The organism is Sphingopyxis sp. H053 (assembly GCF_001468225.1).
In the GTDB taxonomy this organism is placed as follows: domain Bacteria; phylum Pseudomonadota; class Alphaproteobacteria; order Sphingomonadales; family Sphingomonadaceae; genus Sphingopyxis.
On sequence record NZ_LNRU01000011.1, the window covers coordinates 13,228 to 32,891 of the forward strand.

The following is a 19,664-nucleotide window of genomic DNA, read 5'->3' on the forward strand; positions in this document are numbered from 1 at the left end:
CCCTATCGGGCGTGGAAACAAGAGGCGATGAATCTTATCTGGCGGTGCGTCTCGCTTTTCGGGCGACCCGTTTCGATGATGAAATCGGCGCGCGCGCGCTTGACGCGGTCGGGAACCTGCAGCCGGCGGATCGCCTTGAGCTTCGCCGCGGTCATGCCCGGGCGGCGCATTACGCGCCTCCGCTGCATCCATGCCGGCGCCGAGACGACGGCGATCGCCCCGACCTTTCGCCAGCCGCCCTTTTCGAAAAGGAGCGGGATGTCGAGCACCACGACGTCGCGCGCGCGGTGGCGCGCAAGGAAATTTTTCTGCGCTTTGCCGACGGCGGGGTGGACGATCGCTTCGAGCGCGGCGAGTTCGTGGGTGTTGCCGAGCACCAGCGCGCCGAGTTTCTGGCGGTCGACGCCGTTCGGGCCGGTGGTGCCGGGAAAACGCACCTCGATCGCGGCGACCAATGCGCCGCCGGGGCCTTGCAGCCGGTGGACCTCGGCGTCGGCGTCGAACACGGGCACGCCTTCGCGTTCGAACATCATCGCCGCGGTCGATTTGCCCATCCCGATCGACCCGGTGAGGCCGAGGATGAAGGGACGGCGGAGCCGCGAACCGAGGCGCTTGTTATGCGTCATGCGGTCAGCAGCGCGCGCAGCTCCTCGTCGCGGCCTTCGGGGGGCGAGGCGCCGAAGAAAAGCTCGAAGGCGAGCGCGGCCTGGCCGATCAGCATGTCGAGCCCATCGACGGTATCGAGCCCGCGCGCTTCGGCGGCCTTGAGGATGCCGGTCTGGAGCGGCGAGTAGACGAGGTCGTAAACGATCGCATCGTCGGCGAGCGGCGACAGGTCGAGGTCGAGCGGCGGCTGGCCCTTCATGCCGAGGCTGCTCGAATTGACGAGCAGCGACACCGGCGGGAGCTGCGCGTCGAGCGCGACGACATCGCCCTTGAGGCCGAAGGTCGCGAGCAGGCCCATCGCCTTCAGCGGGCTGCGGTTGAGGATCGTGACGGGGCCGACATGGGCGCGGGCGAGCGCAAAGAGCACCGCGCGCGCGGCGCCGCCGGCGCCGACGACGGCGACGGGTGCGCCCTCGAGATCGAGTTCGGCGAGCGGCGAATAAAAGCCCGCCGCATCGGTGTTGGTGCCGATCAGCGACCCGTCCTTTTGGCGGACGATCGTGTTCATCGCGCCGATCGTGCCGCGGATATCGCCGGGATCGTCGACCAGATCCATCACCGCCGCCTTGTGCGGCATGGTGACATTGCAACCGCGCCAGTCGGGATCGGCGCGGCGTTCGGCGATGTAAGCGGCGAGACCTTCGGGCTTCACATGCGCGCGGCGGTAGTCGCCTTCGAGGCCAAGCGCTTCGAGCCAGAAGCCGTGGATCAGCGGCGATTTCGACTGGGCGATCGGATCGCCGATCACCTCGGCATAAGGGGGGGCATAGGGCGTGTTCATTGCGGTGCCAGCCCGGTGGTGCGCAGCCACGCCAGCAACGGAAGCATCGGCATGCCGATGATCGTCCAGGGATCGCCCTCGACCTTTTCGAACAATTGCACGCCCGCTCCTTCGATTTCGTAACAGCCGACGGTCCAGCGGATGCTGTCCCATTCGCGCGCGACATAGTCGGCGATGAAGGCGCCCGACAAGGGGCGCATCCACAGCTTCGCCTCGCCGATCGCGCGCCAGATGGGGGCGCCGTCGCGCGCCGCAACCGCGGCGCTGAACAGCCGGTGGCGCGTGCCCGCCATGCGGCGGAGATGCTCGGCCGCCTCTTCGGGGCTTTCGGGCTTCGCGAGCATCGACCCGTCGTCGAGCGCGAGCGTCGAGTCGGCACCGAGCACCGTCACGCCGGGAAGCCGCGACGAGATTTTGATCGCCTTCGCCTCGGCAAGCGCGTCGGCGATGTTGCGCGGGGTCTGCCCGGCGGCGAGCAGCGAGGCGGTGAGCGCCTCTTCGTCGACATGCGCCGCGCTCGTCTCGAAGGTGAGCCCGGCGGCGCGGAGCATCGCGGCGCGGCCGCTGCTTTGCGAGGCGAGGAGGAGGGTCATGCGGCGCTTCGGTCTTCGACGAGCTTGATCACCGCGGCGGCGGTTTCCTCGATCGAGCGGCGCGTGACGTCGATCACCGGCCAGCCATTGTCGGCGAACATCCGCCGCGCATAGGCGAGCTCGGCCTTCACCCGCTCGTCGTCGACATAGCTCGTCTCGGGCGCCTGGTTCAAAGACAGGAGGCGGTTGCGGCGGACCTGCACGAGCCGGTCGAGCCCGGTCGTCAGCCCCACGATCATCGGACGCTTCAGCGTGTACAGCGCGCTCGGCGGCGGCGATTCGGGGACGATCGGGATATTCGCGGTCTTGAAGCCGCGGTTCGCGAGATAGATGCTCGTCGGGGTTTTCGACGTGCGCGACACGCCGGCAAGCACGATGTCGGCCTGTTCCCAATTTTCCCAGCCAATGCCGTCGTCATGCGCGACGGTAAATTGAATGGCCTCGACGCGCGCGAAATAGGCGGCATCGAGCTGATGCTGGCGGCCGGGACGCGCCTTCGCTTCCTGCCCGAGCATCCGCGACAGCGCGTCGGTCACCGCGTCGAGCGCCGCAACCGTCGGCAGGTTGAGCGCGGTCGCGCGGCGTTCGAGGCTGACGCGCAGCTCGCCGTTCACCAGCGTGAAGAGGATCATCCCGGGGCTTGCCTGCACCTCGGCCATGATCCGGTCGAGATGCGATTCCGATCGCACCATCGGCCAGAAATGGCGCACGACCTCGACATCGTCGAACTGCGCGATCGCCGCCTTGGCGATATTTTCGAGTGTCTCGCCCGTGGAGTCGGATATGAGATGTAAGTGGAGCCGGCCCATCGCGGCACCATGGCGGGAAACTGCCGAAAAAGGCAATCCCGGATCAAGTCCGGGATGACGAATAGAGCCCTGTGGATAATTTTTGGAGAAGCGCGGGGAGCAAATCGGGACGATCGATTCATCCCCGACCGTGTCGATTCCGCTCCATCGCTTATCCACAAGGGACGAATCTTATCCACAGGCTGTGAATAGCGGGATAAGCGAGGGTCGACTCTGCGGCGGGCGGCGGCGGCTGTGGAGTCAAGCTGTTGGCAAAAAGGACGCCCCGGCCTAAAGCCGCGCTTGTCCGCCGACCAACAAACCACCACAATTTCATTTAAGATTATATTGAGAAGAGAAAGAGGGCTCGCGTGAAGGCGTCACCGAAGAAGCTTCTGGCAACGCTGCGCGGGGCGCGTCAGGAGCGCCCGCCGCTCTGGCTGATGCGCCAGGCCGGGCGCTATCTGCCCGAATATCGTGCCTTGCGCGAAACGAAGGGCGGCTTCCTCGAGCTTTGCTACGATCCCGAGGCCGCGGCCGAAGTGACGTTGCAGCCGATCCGGCGCTTCGGTTTCGACGGGTCGATCCTCTTTTCGGACATTCTCGTGATCCCGCACGCGCTCGGCCAGCATTTGTGGTTCGAGGCGGGTGAGGGACCGCGGCTCGCCCCGCCGCTCGTCGATAGCGCCCTGGCGTCACTCGAAGCGGCGCACCAGCGGCTCGATCCGGTTTATGCGACGGTGACGCGCGTCGCGGCCTCGCTCCCGTCTGAAACGACCTTCCTCGGCTTTGCAGGGAGCCCGTGGACGGTCGCAACCTATATGGTGGCGGGGCAGGGGTCGAAGGATCAGGCTACCGCCCGGCGGCTCGCGTTCGGCGATCCAGCGGCGTTCCAGGCGATTATCGACGCGATCGTCGAGCTGACGGTCACCTATCTGTCGGGTCAGATCGAAAATGGCGTCGACGCAGTGCAGTTGTTCGACAGCTGGGCGGGAAGCCTGTCGCCGGCGCAATATGAGCAATGGGTGATCGCGCCTAACGCCGAGATCGTGCGCCGATTGAGGGCGCTGCATCCGGACACGCCGATCATCGGCTTTCCAAAGGGTGCGGGCGGCAAGCTCCGCGCCTATGCCGACGAGACCGGGGTCGACGCGATCGGGCTCGACGAAACGGTCGATCCGCTGTGGGCCGACGCCATCCTGCCGGCGCATCTTCCCGTGCAGGGCAATCTCGATCCGCTCGCGCTTGTCGCCGGCGGCGAAGCGCTCGATACCGCGATCGATCGAATCCTTGCGGCCTTCCCGTCGCGTCCCCATATCTTCAACCTCGGCCATGGCATCGTGCCCGACACGCCGATCGCGCATGTCGAGCATCTGATCAGGCGCGTTCGCGGCGGATAATCTATGGAACTGGCTGGTTTTTTGGGGGCGACGATGCTTTGGATCAAAGCCGCGCATATCATTTTCGTGATTTTCCTGATGGCCGGCCTGTTCATGATGCCGCGCTTTTTCGTCTATCACCATCAATGTCCGGTCGGATCCGACGAGGACAAGAAATGGATCGAGCGCGAAGACCGGCTGCGGCGGATCATCTTGAATCCCGCGCTGATCATCGTCTGGATCTTCGGGCTGATGCTCGCTTTCAACGGCGATTATTGGCACGAGGGATGGTTTATCGCCAAATTCCTGCTCGTGATCGCGCTGTCGGGCTATCATGGCTGGATGATCGGCTATGCGAAGAAACTCGCGCGCGGCGAGCGTCCGCTCTCCGAAAAGCGGCTGCGGATGCTGAACGAGGTTCCCGGGATCGCCGCGGCGATTATCGTTATCCTCGTCGTGGTTCGCCCCTAATCTCCCATCCGGCGCCAGCGCAAATGGACCCCGGATCAAGTCCGGGGTGACGAGGGATTAAAAGGCAGCGCGAAAGCGCCCGATCACCGCTGCCCGATTGACTTGAACCCGGCCCGGTTATAGGGGCCGATCAACCCCGCTCCGCGCGGGCGGCGCTTCCTTGCGCCGAAGCTATCTGTAACGGTCGTCCCACGGCCGGATAGGCACCCCAGCGGTGCATCGAAATCGACTGTTATTCTCTCCTGAAAATCTACCTGGAATCCATCCATGCATCTTAAAGAACTTAAAACCAAAGCCCCCGCCCAGCTCGTCGAAATGGCTGAAGAGCTGGGGGTCGAGGGCGCATCGACGCTGCGCAAGCAGGACCTGATGTTCTCGATCCTGAAAGAACTCGCCGAAGAGGGCGAGGAAATCATCGGGTCGGGCACGATCGAGGTCCTCCCGGACTCGTTCGGTTTCCTGCGCTCGTCCGAAGCCAATTATCTCGCCGGTCCCGACGACATCTATGTCTCGCCGAACCAGGTCCGCAAATATGGCCTGCGCACCGGCGACACCGTTGAAGGCGAAATCCGCGCCCCGCGCGACGGCGAGCGTTATTTCGCGCTCACCAAGCTGATCAGCGTCAATTTCGACGACCCCGATGTCGTCCGCCACCGCGTCAATTTCGATAACTTGACGCCGCTCTATCCCAACCAGAAGCTGTCGCTCGACACCGTCGATCCGACCGTCAAGGACAAGTCGGCGCGCGTGATCGACCTCGTCAGCCCGCAGGGCAAGGGCCAGCGCGCGCTGATCGTCGCGCCGCCGCGTACCGGCAAGACGGTGCTGCTGCAGAATATCGCCAAGGCGATCACCGACAACCATCCCGAGGTTTACCTGATCGTCCTCCTCGTCGACGAGCGTCCCGAGGAAGTCACCGACATGCAGCGCAGCGTGAAGGGCGAAGTCGTCTCGTCGACCTTCGACGAACCCGCGACGCGCCACGTCCAGGTTGCCGAAATGGTGATCGAAAAGGCGAAGCGCCTCGTCGAGCACAAGAAGGATGTCGTCATCCTGCTCGACTCGATCACGCGCCTCGGCCGCGCCTATAACACCGTCGTTCCGAGCTCGGGCAAGGTCCTGACCGGCGGTGTCGATGCGAATGCGCTCCAGCGTCCCAAGCGCTTCTTCGGCGCCGCGCGTAACATCGAGGAAGGCGGTTCGCTCTCGATCATCGCGACCGCGCTGATCGATACCGGCAGCCGCATGGACGAAGTGATCTTCGAAGAATTCAAGGGCACGGGTAACTCGGAAATCGTGCTCGACCGCAAGGTCGCCGACAAGCGCATCTTCCCGTCGCTCGACGTCGGCAAGTCGGGCACCCGCAAGGAAGAATTGCTCGTCGAGAAGGACAAGCTCAGCAAAATGTGGGTGCTGCGCCGCATCCTCATGCAGATGGGCACGATCGACGCGATGGAATTCCTGCTCGACAAGATCAAGGATTCGAAGACCAACGAAGATTTCTTCGACAGCATGAACCAATAAGCCGCCGCGATGGCCGTGATCGAACACGCCTTGCTGCACGTCCGTGCGGGCAGCGAAGCCGATTTCGAGGCGGCCGTCCGCGAAGCGCGGCCGCTGATCACCGCGTCGCCCGGCTTTATTTCGCTCGAAATTTGCCGCCCGATAGCAACCGGACAGGCTTATCTGCTTTTAGTGAAGTGGAGGTCGGTCGAGGATCATCGGGACGGCTTCCGGCAATCGGACCGCTACCAGCAGTGGCGGGCGTTGCTGCATCATTTTTATGACCCTATGCCAGAGGTCAGCTATTTCGGAGAGCCGCTGTGATTTTGGAATTTTTGACCCAGGCCGGCGCGCACGCCGCCGGATTTGGCGGACCCGCCGAGATGTGGGGCGCGATCGTCAACGATTTTTCGAACATCACCGAGCCCGCGGCCTTTGCCGCCTTCCTGCAGGTGCTGATGATCGACCTCGTCCTCGCGGGTGACAATGCGATTGTCGTCGGCGCGCTCGCCGCGGGTCTTCCCGCTGAGCAACGCAAGAAGGTCATCCTGATCGGCGTGATCGCGGCATTGGTGCTGCGCATCGCCTTCGCGCTCGTCGTCACCCAGCTGATGCAGATCGTCGGGCTGATTTTCGTCGGCGGGCTGCTGCTCGTGTGGGTCGCGTGGAAAATGTGGCGCGAGCTGCGTCACGCCGGCCAGTCGCACGGTTCGCCCGAGATTGCGGGTGACGAGCATTCGGGCCTGAAGCCCGCCAAGAGCTTTGCCGGCGCCGCCTGGGCGGTGGCCGTCGCCGACGTCAGCATGAGCCTCGACAATGTGCTTGCGGTCGCGGGCGCGGCGCGCGAGCATCCGGGCATCCTGATCGTCGGGCTGATTTTTGCCGTCGCGCTGATGGGCCTCGCGGCGAACATCATCGCCAAATATATCGAGCGCTACCGCTGGATCGCTTACGTCGGCCTTGCCGTGATCGTCTATGTCGCGGTCAAGATGATCTACGAAGGCTGGGTCGACCCGGGTGTCGGGGTCGGGACGCTGTTCGGCTAAAAAAGGGAAAGCCAGCCCTTCGCGGGGCTGGCTTTTTTCTTGTCCGTTCCCATCTCTCGGTCATGTCCGCACTCCACATGACCCGCGTTGCCGTCGGCTGCACCGACTATCCGGCGCTGGAGGCGCGGATCGCCAATTATGCCGAAGGCGGCGAGATTCGCTTTGCGACGCGGTTCCGGCCAAAGCGCGCCGACGAGCTGATCGGTGGCAAGCTGCATTTCATCGTGAAGCATACGCTCGTTGCGCGCGTGGAAATCCTGCGCTTCGACGATCGCAGCGACGGGCGCGTCGACATCGTGTGCGTCGCCGGTCTCGAGCGCGTGCATCCGCAGCCGAAGCGTGCGCATCAGGGCTGGCGCTATCTGGCCGACGCCGATGCGCCGAAGGGCGTCGGCGATCAGAGCGGGGTCGGCGAACTACCGCCCGAACTCTATCGCGAGCTCGCCGAACTGATGCTGATTTAATTCGCGGCTTGCGCTGCCAGCATTTCGCCCATCTTTTCCCAGACCTTGTTGATCGCCTTGAGCGGGCGAACCATAACCTTGAAATCGCTTATTTTTCCCTCGTCGTTCCAGGTGATGATGTCGACGCCGTTGATCTGGATGCCGTCGAGGCTGCTCTGGAATTCGAGCACCGCCTGGTCGCCATCGACGATCTCGCGCAGATAGCGGAAATCGTCGCCGCCGAGAACGTGGCTCGCCGCGTGGAGATAGGCGAAGACCTTGTCGCGGCCCTCCTGCGGCGTGTGGACGACGGGCGAATGGAACACCGCATCCTCGGCGAGCAGGTCACGGAGCGCCTGCGGGTCGCCGCCGCCCGCCATATAGGCGTGCCAGGCGGCGAGGCCGGGATGCGGCGCGCTCATGCGAGCTGCTCGGCGAAGAAGGCGCGGGTGCGGCCGTCGGCGAGCTGGGCGCCTTCCTCATTGCGGCGATTGCCCATCGTCGCGGCGAAACCATGGTCGAGCCCGGGATAGTCGTGGAGCGTGACCTTCGGGTGCGGATCGAGCGCGTCGTGGATCTTTTTCTGCGCCGCATGGTCGACGAAATGATCCTCGGTCGGGATATGAAGCATCAGCGGGTTGGCGATCGCGTGGCTTTCGTTCAGCATCTGGTCGATCATGACGCCGTAATAGCCGACCGATGCATCGATATCGGTGCGCGTCGCGGCCATATAGGCGAGGCGGCCGCCGAGGCAGAAGCCGACCGCGCCGATCCTGCCGGCGCCCTGGCTGCGCAGCCAGTGGATCGCGGCCTCGATATCCTTGACCCCGTCATCGGCGTCATATTGGCCGAAATAGCCGAGCGCCTGCTGGAATTCGGCCTCGATATCGGGGCTGAGCTCGACCCCGGGGGCGAAGCGCCAGAAGATGTCGGGGGCGATCGCGAGATAGCCTTCGGCCGCCCAGTCGTCGCACTTCTGCCGGATGCCTTCGTTGACGCCGAAAATTTCGGGGATGACGATGATCGCGCGCGTGCTGTCCGCGTCGGGTCGCGCGACATAGGCGGGGATCGTGCCGGCGCCGTCGAGCGTCGGGATGTCGGTGTTCGTTGCGGCCATGTGGGGAGCTCTCCTGACTCTTGCTTCTTTGTGGTGAAAGCGCGAAGCTAGCGGGGCTGCGGGCGTGGCTCAAGCGGCTAACCGGCATTTCGGGGCGGAGACAGGCGATGAAGTTCAATATCGAGATCGATTGCACCCCTGAGGAGGCGCGGCGCCTGTTCGGCCTTCCCGATCTCGAGCCGCTCCACGACATCTATCTCGACCGCGTCAAGGAATTGATGGCGAAGGGGATCACCCCCGACATGGTCCAGTCGATGGTCAAGACCTGGGTGCCGATGGGCGGCAGCGGGCTCGAGCTCGTCCAGTCATTGCTCGGCCAGTTCGGCGGCGGACTGATGGGCGGCGCATCGAAATCGACCGGCACGGACGATGACGACAAGTCCGCCAAGGGGCGCAAGAGCTGAGCCAAGCCATTGTAAGCGATACGATTTTTGCGCTGTCGAGCGGGATGCCGCCGGCGGCGATCGGCGTTGTGCGCGTCAGTGGGCCGGCGGCTGGGGCAGCGCTGCAGACGCTCGGGGGGCGGTTGCCTGAGCCGCGCCGTGCGTCGCTGGCCGAACTGAAAAACGCTGATGGAGCGCCGCTCGATAATGCGTTGATCCTGTGGTTCCCCGGACCGGCCACGGCGACCGGCGAGGATCTCGCCGAATTGCATCTGCACGGCGGTCGCGCGGTGGTCGCGGCGGTCGAGGCGGCGCTTGGCGCGATGCCGGGGGTACGCCCTGCGGTCGCGGGGGAATTTACGCGGCGTGCGTTCGACAATGGACGAATCGACTTGGCTGAGGCCGAGGGGCTGGCCGACCTGCTCGCCGCCGAAACCGAAAGCCAGCGCGTGCAGGCGCTCGGCATGGCGAGCGGGCATGTCTCGCGAGCGGTCGCAGATTGGCAGGACCGGCTCCTCAACCTGATGGCGGGGGCCGAAGCCGAGCTGAATTTTGCCGACGAGGATGATGTCGAAGTGGGCGACGCTATCACGCAGCGTTTGATTGCGGGGATGGGGGCCCTTTCAGCCGAGCTCGGCGAATGGCTGGCGCGGCCGGCGGCGGAGGTGATCGCCGAAGGGCTGTCGGTGGTGATCGCGGGGCCGCCGAACGCCGGAAAATCGACCTTGATCAATGCCTTGGCGCAGCGCGAGCTTGCGATCGTGTCGCCGGTAGCGGGGACGACGCGCGATGTGATCGAAACGCCGCTCGCGCTCGACGGGATCGCGATGCGCTTTTCGGATACCGCGGGGATTCGGGGTGAGGGCGCCGATGTGATTGAGGCGATCGGAATCGACCGCGCGCGGGCGGCGGTCGAGGGCGCCGACATCCTGTTGTGGCTCGGTCCGCCGAAGGAAGCACCGGAGCATCCGCGCTGCATCGCAATCGCCGCGCAGGCCGATCGCTGGTCGGGCGATGCGGCGGCGGAGGCCGGCGCGGCGCATTGCGACCTGATTCTGTCAGCGGCGACGGGCGAGGGGATGGACAAGCTCCATCGCTATATCGTCGACATGGCACGCACCTTGTTGCCGCGCGAGGGCGAAGCCGCGCTGCGCCAGCGCCAGCGCGCCGCGCTCGCCGAAGCGCGCGACTGGCTGACGATCGAGCCAGAATCGCGCGAGGCGAGTGATTTAATCTTGCTCGCCGAGCGACTTAGGCTCGCCGCGACCGCGCTCGACCGGATCACGGGGCGCGCCGGAGTCGAGGAAATGCTTGATGCGCTGTTTGGGCGTTTCTGCATCGGGAAATGATGTTCCACGTGAAACATCGAGCGGCAAGCAGCACGGTGGATTCGACGCGCGCTTTGCGGTAAAGGCCGCACCAATCATGCAGAATGAAGCAATTTTCGATGTCATCGTCGTCGGCGGTGGGCACGCCGGAACCGAAGCCGCCGCGGCGGCGGCTCGGCTCGGCGCGCGCGTGGCGCTCGTCAGCTTCGACCCCGCACTGATCGGGACGATGTCGTGCAACCCCGCGATCGGCGGGCTCGGCAAGGGCCATCTGATGCGCGAGGTCGACGCGCTCGACGGCTGGATGGCGCGCGCCGCCGACAGCGCGGCGATCCATTATCGCATGCTCAACGCATCGAAGGGCGCGGCGGTGCAGGGGCCGCGCGTCCAGGCCGACCGCAAACTCTATCGCGCGGCGATTCAGAAATTGCTCGCGGCAGAGGACGGCATCACCGTCGTGGCGGGCGAGGCTGCGGCGCTGCGGCTGTCGGAGGATGGGTGCGTCGCAGGACTCGATCTGGCCGACGGGTCCGCTTTGAGTGCGCGCGCGGTCGTGCTTGCAACGGGGACATTCCTCGGCGGCCGGCTCTTCCGCGGCGAAGAGCGGATGGAAGGCGGCCGCATCGGCGAGGCCGGCGCGCACCGACTCGCCGAGCAATTGCGCGCGGCCGACCTGCCGATGGCGCGGCTCAAGACGGGGACACCGCCACGGCTCGACGGGCGGACGATCGACTGGGCGCGGCTCGAGGAGCAGCCGTCGGATGGCGCGGAAGGCGCGCGCTGGACCTGTTCCACGTGGAACAGCGAACGGACGGTGCCGCAGATCTTTTGCGCGATCACGCGCACCAATGCCCAAGCCCATGCGATCATCGCGGCGAATCTCGATCGCTCGCCGCTGTTCACGGGTGCGATCGGGGCGGCGGGGCCGCGTTATTGCCCTTCGATCGAGGACAAGATCCACCGTTTCGCCGACCGTGACGGGCATCAGGTGTTTCTCGAACCCGAGGGGCTCGACAGCTTTCTCGTCTATCCGAACGGGATATCGACTTCGCTTCCCGCCGACGTGCAGCTTGCGATGTTGCGCACGATGGAGGGGCTCGAGACAGTCGAGATGGTCGTGCCGGGCTATGCGGTCGAATATGATCATATCGATCCGCGCGCGCTCGACCGGACCTTGCAGGTGCGTGCACTGCCGGGCCTCTGGTGCGCGGGGCAGATCAACGGAACGACCGGATATGAGGAGGCGGCGGCGCAGGGGCTGGTCGCCGGCGCGAATGCCGCGCTCGCTGTGCAAGACCGCGATCCGTTGATCCTCGACCGATCCGAATCCTATATCGGTGTGATGGTCGACGATCTGGTGCTGCAGGGCGTCACCGAACCCTATCGCATGCTCACCGCGCGCGCCGAATATCGGCTGCGCCTCCGCGCCGACAATGCCGTAACGCGGTTGACTCCGAAGGGGATCGCATTGGGGTTGGTGCGGCCCGCGACCGCCGCGCTGTTCGAAGCGCGGCAGGCCGAGCGGGCACGCGCAGAAGCCTTGCTCGATCGGCCGGTCGCGACCGCCGATTATGCCGCGGTCGGGCTGGCGCTTCCGGGCGACGGTATCGCCCGCCGGCGGATCGACCTGCTGCGCTATCCCGACATCACGATGGCGCGGCTTGTCATACTCGCACCCGAACTCGCTTCAATCGATCCGACGATTCTGTCCGAGATCGCCGAGGACGCGCATTATGCACCCTATATCGCGCGGCAGGATGCCGAGCTGCGCGCGCTCGCGGCGAATGAGGCGATCATGCTCGATCCCGTGCTCGACTATGCCGCGATCGGCGGGCTGTCGCGCGAGATGGTCGAGCGGCTGACGAAGGCGCGCCCCGAGACGCTGGGGCAGGCGGCGCGGATCGATGGGGTAACACCCGCGGCGCTGACCGCGATCATGGTGCACAGCCGGCGGCGCGCGGCGTAGTGGAAATTCAGAATATGATTCTCTTCCCGTCATTCCCGCGAAGGCGGGAATCCCGCTTTTAGTCCGACCCAAGCTCGGGTTTGTCGGTTTGCAGGGAATGGGAAGAGCGGGATTCCCGCCTTCGCGGGAATGACGAAGAAAGGGGGCAGCTTGTCCGACGTCTCAAAGCCATTGGAGAGTGAAGACGCCGCGCGCGCCTGGATTGGCGAAGCGTTCGCGCCGACACCGGATCAGTGGGAAAAGCTTGACCGCTTTGTTGCCAAGCTTGTTGCCGAGAACGACCGGCAGAATCTGATCGCTGCGTCAACAATCCCGACGATGTGGGTCCGGCATATTGCTGACAGCGCCCAGCTCTTGTCTTTCGATACGCGCGACGGTGACGGTCTCTGGATCGATCTCGGGAGCGGCGCGGGGTTGCCGGGGCTTGTTATCGCCATATTGAGTTCGCGCCCGATGCTGCTCGTTGAATCGCGCAAGCGGCGCTGTGATTTCCTGCGGACTGTCGCTGCGGAGCTGGGTCTGGCAAATGTCGAGGTCGTCGAGGCGCCTTTGGAACGGATCGAGATCCGGCCCGGAGCGACGATCAGCGCGCGTGCTTTTGCCCCGCTCGACAAGCTGCTCGACTTATCCGCTCGTTTTTCCACCGAATCGACGCGATGGTTACTGCCAAAGGGGCGAAACGCGGTTAAGGAACTGGCTTTGCTGCCCCAGCCATGGCAGAGAATGTTCCACGTGGAACAGAGCCGCACCGATGCCGAGAGCCAGATTTTGGTGGGCACGGGAAAAATCGCGGCAAAACAGCGAGGAAAGCGATGATCCGCATTGCCGTGGCGAACCAGAAAGGTGGGGTCGGCAAGACGACGACGGCGATCAATCTGGCGACCGCGCTCGCGGCAACCGGCTGGCGCACGCTGATCATCGACCTCGATCCGCAGGGCAATGCGTCGACGGGGCTCGGGATCAAGCAGTCGCAACGCGAATGTTCGAGCTATGAGTTGCTGCGCGGCGACGCGACGCTCGCCGAATGCGCGATTCCGACTGCGGTGCCGCGGCTCGATATCGTCACCGCGACGGTCGACCTCTCCGGCGCCGAGATCGAGCTGATCGAATTTCAGGACCGATTGCACCGCCTGCAACAGGCACTGTCGGGCGCCGAGGCGGGGCAGTGGGATATCTGCCTGATCGACTGCCCGCCGTCGCTGGGCATGCTGACGCTCAACGCGCTGATTGCGGCCGAATCGCTGATCGTGCCGCTGCAATGCGAGTTTTTCGCGCTCGAGGGGCTGAGCCAGCTGCTCACCACGGTCGAACGCGTGCGCGAGCGCTTCAACCAGAAATTGTCGATCCTGGGGGTCGCGCTGACGATGTTCGACCGCCGCAACCGGCTGACCGATCAGGTGTCCGACGACGTGCGCGAGGTGCTTGGCCCGGTCGTGTTCGAAACGGTAATCCCGCGCAACGTCCGCCTGTCCGAAGCGCCGAGCCATGGCTTGCCGGCCTTGATCTACGATCATCGCTGCGCCGGATCCGCCGCCTATATCGCGCTCGCGCGCGAGTTGATCGACCGGCTTCCCAACGTCCGCAAGGCTGCATAAATGTCTGATAACAAAGACGAAACAGGATCGGAATCGACGCCCGCGCGCAAGCGACCTTCGGGCCTTGGCCGCGGGCTCAATGCCCTGTTCGGCGACGTCGCGGTCGAGGCACCGGTGCTCGCGACTCCCGGGGCGGCAGCGAAGGCGACGCCGGTAACGGGCGATTCGGTGCAGCATGTCCCCGTCGGCGCGATTCGCCCGTTGCCGGGCCAGCCGCGTCGCCATTTCGACGAAAATGCGATTGCCGAGCTGGCCGATTCGATCGGGCTGCGCGGATTGCTCCAGCCGATCATCGTCCGACGTTCGCCCGACGGCGAGGGGTTTCAGCTCGTCGCCGGCGAACGGCGCTGGCGCGCGGCGCAGCGCGCGGGGCTGCACCAGATTCCCGCGCTTGTGCGCGAACTCGACGATGCCGCGACTTACGAGATCGCGCTGGTCGAGAATATCCAGCGCCAGGACCTCAACGCGATCGAAGAGGCGAGCGCCTATCGCCGCCTGATCGAGGATTTCGGACATAATCAGGAAGCGCTGGCGAAGCTGGTCGGCAAGTCGCGCAGTCATGTCGCGAATCTGATGCGCCTGCTCGACCTGCCCGCGAGCGTGCAAACGCTCGTTGGCGACGGGTCGCTCGCGATGGGCCACGCCCGCGCGCTGATCGGTGCCGACGGCGGCGAGGCGATCGCACGCCGCGTCGTCAAGGAAGGGCTGTCGGTCCGCGCGGTCGAGGCGCTGGTGCGCGCGGGCAAGGGGGGCGATGCGCCGCGCAAGGTTCCGCTCGAATATAAGAGCGCCGACGGCGGCCGCGATCCCGACATCGTCGCGGTCGAGCGGCATTTGTCCGAACTGCTCGGAATCGGTGTCGCGATTCATTATGCCGGCGAGGGCAAGGGCGCACTGACGCTGAAATTCGCATCGCTCGACCAGCTCGATATGATCTGCCAGCGGTTGTCGGGTGAGGGGATTTGATCGCCATGATGAAAGACGGGCGAATCGATTTGAAACGGCTCTGACGGGCTCCTCGCGATTCTGCCCCGCGCTCACCCGATTTGTGCCAGTCCGGGCCGTTAATGAACGAAACAGAGTCCCTACAACCCGCCGAAAATGAATATAAATCACTGATTTATATTGTTTATTTTGCGTACCGCGGGTCAATCCCTATTGTGCTGTTAACCAAGCTTGCTGGCAAAGCCTGAACAGGTCGCCCTCTAAACAGGTCGCCGAATGGGGTGGGATTTCCATTCGAGTTTTAGACCGAATTCAAGGGACCAAATCATATGCGCAACTATGGAATGAAGCGCGCCCTCGCTGGCGCCGCGATTGCTGCCCTCGCCATGAACGCCTCGGCGGCGCATGCGGCGTCGGCCACCGGCACGGCGACGGCCAAGATCCTGCGCCAGATCACGCTCACCAAGACCAGCGACCTGCAATATGCGACGATCATCAGCGGCGCGACCGCCTCGACCGTCGCAGTGTCGACCGCTGGAGCCGCGACCTGCGGCGCGGGCCTGACCTGCACGGGCACGACGACGGCGGGCAGCTATAACGTCCAGGGCACCAACGGTGCCGTGGTGCTGGTCGGCGGCGATTCGAGCGTGACGCTCAACGGGTCGCTCGGCGGCACGATGTCGTCGACGCTGACCTATTCGTCGCCGAACATTACGCTGGGCACGACCGGGGGCAGCTTTCAGGTCGGCGGCACGCTGAGCGTTGGCGCCAACCAGGCGTCGGGCGACTATTCAGGTACGTTCAATGTGACCGCGAACTACCAATAAGGTTGGGGGCGCCTGGCGGGCCGAGATCCGCCAGCCGTTAAAATGGGGTCGCCGGGCAACGTTCGGCGACCCCTTTTTTCGGCCGCGGTCCGCATGGTTAGCGAAATATCAACCATGTCGGTGCAGGCAGGATGCGACCATCGGGGCGGTGTGGGGCCGTTTCCCGGACGATTGTGGGGATCGTATCCAATGCTTCGCTTTTTGAAGGCCCTTGGCCTGTTCACCGCGGCTGCGCTCGGCGCCGCGGCATCGCCCGCGCTGGCGGCGGGCGACCTGCTCGTCGCGCCGACGCGCGTCATCCTCGACGGATCGCGCGGGACCGAGGTGGTGCTGAACAATATCGGCACCGAGCCCGCGACCTATCGCATCAGCCTCGAGATCAAAAGGATGACCGCCGAGGGCGGGCTCGACGAGATCGCCGAGGAGAATGTCACGGCGGCCGAGCGGACCGCGCTCGACATGATCGCGTTCAGCCCGCGCCGCGTCACCCTGCCGCCGAACCAGCCGCAGGTGGTGCGCGTCGGGGTGCGTTTGCCCGAAGGCACGCCGCCGGGCGAATATCGCGCGCATATGCTGTTTCGTGCGGTTCCCGACGCGGCGCCAGCGAGTGGCGAGCCCAAGCCGGCGAGCGAGGGCGTGTCGATCGCGCTGACGCCGATCTACGGGATCACGATTCCGGTGATCGTCCGCGTCGGCGACCTCGGCGCCGAAGCCGCGATCGGCGCGGCGTGGGTGAGCGAGACCCAGGACGGACCGGCGTTCAATTTCGACCTGACGCGCACGGGCAACCGCTCGGTCTATGGCGATATCGAGGTGACGCGGCCGGGCGTCGCCGAGCCCTTGCTCGTCGCACGCGGCATCGCGGTCTATCCCGAGGTCGGCGCACGCAAGGTGTCGCTGCGCGTTCCGGGGGAGCTCGCGGCGAAGCTGAAGGGGCCGGTGCATATTCGCTATAGCGAAGACCGCGAAATCGGCGGCGGCACGATCGACGAGGCCGAGCGGGTGGTGAAATGATCGGATAGGAACGGAGCGAAGCGGGCGGGGGATGATCCGCGCGGCGCTCTCGCGATGGAAACCGGCGATACTGGCCGGGCTGGCGCTGGTGGGGCTTGTTCCTGCCGGCGCCGAAGCCATTGAGAAAAAGCCTGTTTCCGTGTCGAGCGATAGCTGGGCGCCGAACGAGGATGACAGCTGGCTGTTTGACGTGCGCTCGGGGCAATATCGACTCGGCGACGGCGTGCGCGGCTATCAGACGCCGCAGGGGATTTGCGTCGATCTGGGCGATGTCGTGCTCGCGCTCGACCTCGCGGTCCGCGTCGACAAGAAGTTGCGCCGCGCAACCGGCTGGGTGTTCGACGAGCGGCGCAGCCTGACGATCGACCGCGACGCCGGCGACGTGCGCGCCGGAAGCCAGAGCTTCCGTCTGACCGCGACGACGATTCGGGACACGCCTGCGGGCTGGTGCGTCGATCTCGATAGCCTCAATAGCTGGCTGGGGGTGCCGCTCGACGCCGATCTGTCCAACGCCGTGCTGCGGATCGATTCGAAGGACAAGCTGCCGTTCCAGCTTGCAGCCGAACGCCGCGCGCGCGCAGCCTCGATCCGTCCGCAGGCCGCCTTCGACCTTGCGACGCTTCCGCAGGCGGCGCGGCCGTATCAGGCGTGGGCGACGCCGTCGGTCGATGTCGTCGCCTCGGCGGGCGTCGTGTCGGACAAACGCGGCGGATCCTATGTCCAGGGGCGCTATGAGATTTTCGCGGCGGGCGAGGTGGTCGGCCAGAGTTTCGATGCGCGGTTGTCGTCGGACAATGAAGGGGTGCCCGATAGTCTGCGGATGCGGCTCTATCGCACCGATCCACAGGGGCAGCTGCTCGGGCCGCTGAAGGCGACGCATTATGGCGTCGGCGATGTCAGCCTGCTCTCGACCGGCATCGTCGCGGCGTCGGCGCCGGGGCGCGGCGCGGTGCTCACCAATCGCCCGATCGAGCGGCCCGACGCCTTCGACAAGACGACCTTTCGCGGCGATCTGCCCGGAGGCTGGGATGCCGAGCTGTATCGCAACGGGCAATTGCTCGCTTTTACGAACCCGAACGGCGATGGGCGATACGAATTCATCGATGTGCCGCTGCAATATGGCGCGAATCGTTTCGAAATCGTGCTGTACGGGCCGCAGGGGCAGGTCCGGCGCGAAATCCGGCAGGTGCAGGTGGGGATGGATTCGATCCCGCCGCAGCAGACCTGGTACTGGGCGGGCCTCGCGCAGGAAAATGCCGATCTGATCGAGTTCGGTGATCGGCGGCGCGGGGCGTTCCGGCGCGGTTGGCGCGGGACGATGGGGATCGAGCGCGGGCTCGATACACGCACGTCGGCGGCCGCCTATTTCCACAGCCTGCTGATCGAAAATGTCCGCTATAATTATGGCGAAGTCGCGCTGCGCCGCTCGATCGGGCCGACCTTGCTTGAGGTGGGCGGCAGCTATGCCGATAATGGCGGTTTGGCCGCGCGTGCGAGCTGGCTTGCGGCGTTCGGCGAAACCTATGTGCGCGCCGACGCGATGCGCGGGTGGGGCGGGTTCGTTTCGGATCGCTTGATCAATAATATCAACGGCATATATTCAGTATCGGTCGACCAGTCGGTCAAGATGGGGCGCACGGTGCTGCCGCTGCATTTCGACGTGCGGCACGTCGAACGATGGTCGGGGGTCGACAGCCTCGAAGCGAGCGCGCGCGCGTCGGCGAGTTTTCGCGCGTTGACCTTTACCGGGCAGCTCGACTGGAGCCGGACCAAGGTGCCTATCGGCCCCGATCCGCCCGACAACCTCACCGCCAGCCTGCTCGCCAACGCCCGCATCGGGCGCGTTCGCCTCCGCGGCGAGGCGCGTTTTGCGCTGTCGGGCGACAATAGCGACACGCGCGTGACATTGATCGGCGAATGGGCGGGGAAGGGCGACGCCGAGTGGCGCACCGAGCTCGGCTATGATCGCGGACTCGATCGCGCGCGGGCGGGGATCGGATATACACGCCGTTTCAACAAGTTGCAGCTGACGGGATTCGGCGAGGTCGCGAGCGACGGATCGGTTGCGGCGTCGCTCGCACTCGCGTTCAGCTTCGGGCCGAAAACAAACGGCGGCTGGCGCGTGTCGAGCGAAAAGCTTGCGAGCCGCGGACAGGTGATCGCCGAGGTGTGGATGGACGAGAATGGCGACGGGGTCCGCCAGTCCGGCGAAACCGCGCTGCCCGATGTGCCGCTGACCGCGGGCAATGCGTTCATCGACGCCGCGACCGACAAGGCGGGGCGCGGCGCGATCGACGGGCTCGAACCCTTCCGGCCGGTGATGATCGGCATCGACGCCGGCAGCCTGCCCGATCCCTATGTCCAGCCCGCGCTGCCGGGGGTCGTGGTCACCCCGCGGCCCGGGGTCGCGACGCGCGTGCTGCTGCCGATGGCGGCGGCGGGTGAGATCGAGGGAACGATACGGCGCGACGGCGGCAACCCGATCGAGGGGCTGGGTGTCGAACTCGTCGACGCCGAAGGCCGCGTGCGCGCGACGACGATCACCGAATTCGACGGTTATTTTCTGTTCGAGGGCGTCGCTTACGGGCGCTACACGGTGCGGCTGGGCAAGGCGTCGGCCGCGGCGCTCGGGCTTGATGGTGCTTTTGCGGCCAGCGCGGCGCCGGGCAAGGCGACGCCGCGCGTGCGGCTGGGGACGATGACGCTGAAGCCCCTGCACCGCGACGTTGCGATACGTGACGGAGCGTTGCCCGGCAGCACCAGTGCGCGCGGGCCGCCGGGCGCGGGGGATGGTGGATTGTAGTTGCCAGGCGGCTGTG

The 19,664-nt window shown here is 65.4% G+C and carries 21 protein-coding genes; 15 read left to right on the forward strand and 6 right to left on the reverse strand.

Annotated features, from left to right (window positions below):
* Positions 1 to 2: 2 nt before the first annotated feature.
* Genes coaE through ATE70_RS19030 form a run of 4 tightly spaced genes read right to left on the reverse strand, consistent with a single transcriptional unit; the run spans position 3 to position 2,849 of the window.
* The gene (gene coaE / locus ATE70_RS19015; RefSeq protein ID WP_058539271.1) at positions 3 to 626 is read right to left on the reverse strand and encodes a dephospho-CoA kinase; all 624 of its coding nucleotides are present in this window, start codon (positions 624 to 626) and stop codon (positions 3 to 5) included.
* Complete coding sequence (gene aroE / locus ATE70_RS19020; RefSeq protein ID WP_058539272.1) at positions 623 to 1,447, reverse strand: shikimate dehydrogenase; 825 nt, start codon at positions 1,445 to 1,447, stop codon at positions 623 to 625. The genes coaE and aroE overlap by 4 nt, the downstream gene beginning before the upstream one ends.
* Positions 1,444 to 2,040, reverse strand: coding sequence for a Maf family protein (locus tag ATE70_RS19025; protein WP_082639747.1), 597 nt, complete (start codon positions 2,038 to 2,040; stop codon positions 1,444 to 1,446). The genes aroE and ATE70_RS19025 overlap by 4 nt, the downstream gene beginning before the upstream one ends.
* Positions 2,037 to 2,849, reverse strand: coding sequence for a pyruvate, water dikinase regulatory protein (locus ATE70_RS19030; protein WP_058539273.1), 813 nt, complete (start codon positions 2,847 to 2,849; stop codon positions 2,037 to 2,039). The genes ATE70_RS19025 and ATE70_RS19030 overlap by 4 nt, the downstream gene beginning before the upstream one ends.
* Positions 2,850 to 3,199: 350 nt before the next feature.
* Here ATE70_RS19030 and hemE point away from each other — a divergent pair, with 350 nt between their 5' ends.
* From hemE to ATE70_RS19060, 6 genes are all read left to right on the forward strand, one after another.
* Entirely contained in the window at positions 3,200 to 4,228 is a 1,029-nt protein-coding gene (gene hemE / locus ATE70_RS19035; protein ID WP_082639746.1) for a uroporphyrinogen decarboxylase, read from the forward strand.
* A 33-nt stretch (positions 4,229 to 4,261) separates the two neighbouring features.
* Positions 4,262 to 4,678 (forward strand): CopD family protein, encoded by a 417-nt coding sequence (locus ATE70_RS19040; RefSeq protein ID WP_443028792.1) that lies wholly within the window; start codon positions 4,262 to 4,264, stop codon positions 4,676 to 4,678.
* Positions 4,679 to 4,945: 267 nt separating this feature from the next.
* On the forward strand, positions 4,946 to 6,202 hold the full coding sequence (gene rho / locus ATE70_RS19045) for a transcription termination factor Rho (protein WP_058539276.1): 1,257 nt from the start codon (positions 4,946 to 4,948) through the stop codon (positions 6,200 to 6,202).
* A 9-nt stretch (positions 6,203 to 6,211) separates the two neighbouring features.
* Complete coding sequence (locus ATE70_RS19050; RefSeq protein WP_058539277.1) at positions 6,212 to 6,505, forward strand: antibiotic biosynthesis monooxygenase family protein; 294 nt, start codon at positions 6,212 to 6,214, stop codon at positions 6,503 to 6,505.
* A gap of 59 nt (positions 6,506 to 6,564) precedes the next feature.
* Positions 6,565 to 7,227: a TerC family protein gene (locus ATE70_RS19055; protein ID WP_156419827.1), complete on the forward strand. Its 663-nt coding sequence runs from the start codon at positions 6,565 to 6,567 to the stop codon at positions 7,225 to 7,227.
* Positions 7,228 to 7,289: 62 nt separating this feature from the next.
* Complete coding sequence (locus tag ATE70_RS19060; protein WP_058539278.1) at positions 7,290 to 7,691, forward strand: DUF1489 family protein; 402 nt, start codon at positions 7,290 to 7,292, stop codon at positions 7,689 to 7,691.
* Here the strand turns inward: ATE70_RS19060 and ATE70_RS19065 are convergent.
* Positions 7,688 to 8,092, reverse strand: coding sequence for a nuclear transport factor 2 family protein (locus tag ATE70_RS19065; protein WP_058539279.1), 405 nt, complete (start codon positions 8,090 to 8,092; stop codon positions 7,688 to 7,690). The genes ATE70_RS19060 and ATE70_RS19065 overlap by 4 nt on opposite strands.
* The gene (locus ATE70_RS19070) at positions 8,089 to 8,787 is read right to left on the reverse strand and encodes a dienelactone hydrolase family protein (protein WP_058539280.1); all 699 of its coding nucleotides are present in this window, start codon (positions 8,785 to 8,787) and stop codon (positions 8,089 to 8,091) included. Before ATE70_RS19070 ends, ATE70_RS19065 begins: the two co-directional genes overlap by 4 nt.
* A gap of 107 nt (positions 8,788 to 8,894) precedes the next feature.
* On the opposite strand from ATE70_RS19070, the gene ATE70_RS19075 reads away from it, so the two are divergent.
* The 9 genes from ATE70_RS19075 (at position 8,895) to ATE70_RS19115 (ending at position 19,648) form a co-directional block, all read left to right on the forward strand.
* The gene (locus ATE70_RS19075; protein WP_058539281.1) at positions 8,895 to 9,191 is read left to right on the forward strand and encodes a DUF6489 family protein; all 297 of its coding nucleotides are present in this window, start codon (positions 8,895 to 8,897) and stop codon (positions 9,189 to 9,191) included.
* An 8-nt stretch (positions 9,192 to 9,199) separates the two neighbouring features.
* Positions 9,200 to 10,519: a tRNA uridine-5-carboxymethylaminomethyl(34) synthesis GTPase MnmE gene (gene mnmE, locus ATE70_RS19080; RefSeq protein ID WP_156419825.1), complete on the forward strand. Its 1,320-nt coding sequence runs from the start codon at positions 9,200 to 9,202 to the stop codon at positions 10,517 to 10,519.
* A 76-nt stretch (positions 10,520 to 10,595) separates the two neighbouring features.
* Positions 10,596 to 12,464, forward strand: coding sequence for a tRNA uridine-5-carboxymethylaminomethyl(34) synthesis enzyme MnmG (gene mnmG / locus ATE70_RS19085; RefSeq protein WP_058539389.1), 1,869 nt, complete (start codon positions 10,596 to 10,598; stop codon positions 12,462 to 12,464).
* 129 nt (positions 12,465 to 12,593) lie between these two features.
* Positions 12,594 to 13,280: a 16S rRNA (guanine(527)-N(7))-methyltransferase RsmG gene (rsmG, locus tag ATE70_RS19090; protein ID WP_058539283.1), complete on the forward strand. Its 687-nt coding sequence runs from the start codon at positions 12,594 to 12,596 to the stop codon at positions 13,278 to 13,280.
* On the forward strand, positions 13,277 to 14,059 hold the full coding sequence (locus ATE70_RS19095) for a ParA family protein (protein WP_058539284.1): 783 nt from the start codon (positions 13,277 to 13,279) through the stop codon (positions 14,057 to 14,059). The genes rsmG and ATE70_RS19095 overlap by 4 nt, the downstream gene beginning before the upstream one ends.
* The gene (locus tag ATE70_RS19100) at positions 14,060 to 15,025 is read left to right on the forward strand and encodes a ParB/RepB/Spo0J family partition protein (protein ID WP_058539285.1); all 966 of its coding nucleotides are present in this window, start codon (positions 14,060 to 14,062) and stop codon (positions 15,023 to 15,025) included. It begins immediately after the preceding gene.
* Between the two features lie 323 nt (positions 15,026 to 15,348).
* Positions 15,349 to 15,831 carry a DUF4402 domain-containing protein gene (locus ATE70_RS19105; protein ID WP_231733422.1) on the forward strand — a complete coding sequence of 161 codons (483 nt, stop codon included), beginning with the start codon at positions 15,349 to 15,351 and terminating at the stop codon, positions 15,829 to 15,831.
* Positions 15,832 to 16,020: 189 nt separating this feature from the next.
* Positions 16,021 to 16,845: a hypothetical protein gene (locus ATE70_RS19110; protein WP_058539287.1), complete on the forward strand. Its 825-nt coding sequence runs from the start codon at positions 16,021 to 16,023 to the stop codon at positions 16,843 to 16,845.
* A gap of 31 nt (positions 16,846 to 16,876) precedes the next feature.
* Complete coding sequence (locus ATE70_RS19115) at positions 16,877 to 19,648, forward strand: carboxypeptidase-like regulatory domain-containing protein (protein ID WP_058539288.1); 2,772 nt, start codon at positions 16,877 to 16,879, stop codon at positions 19,646 to 19,648.
* The last annotated feature ends 16 nt before the right edge of the window (positions 19,649 to 19,664 follow it).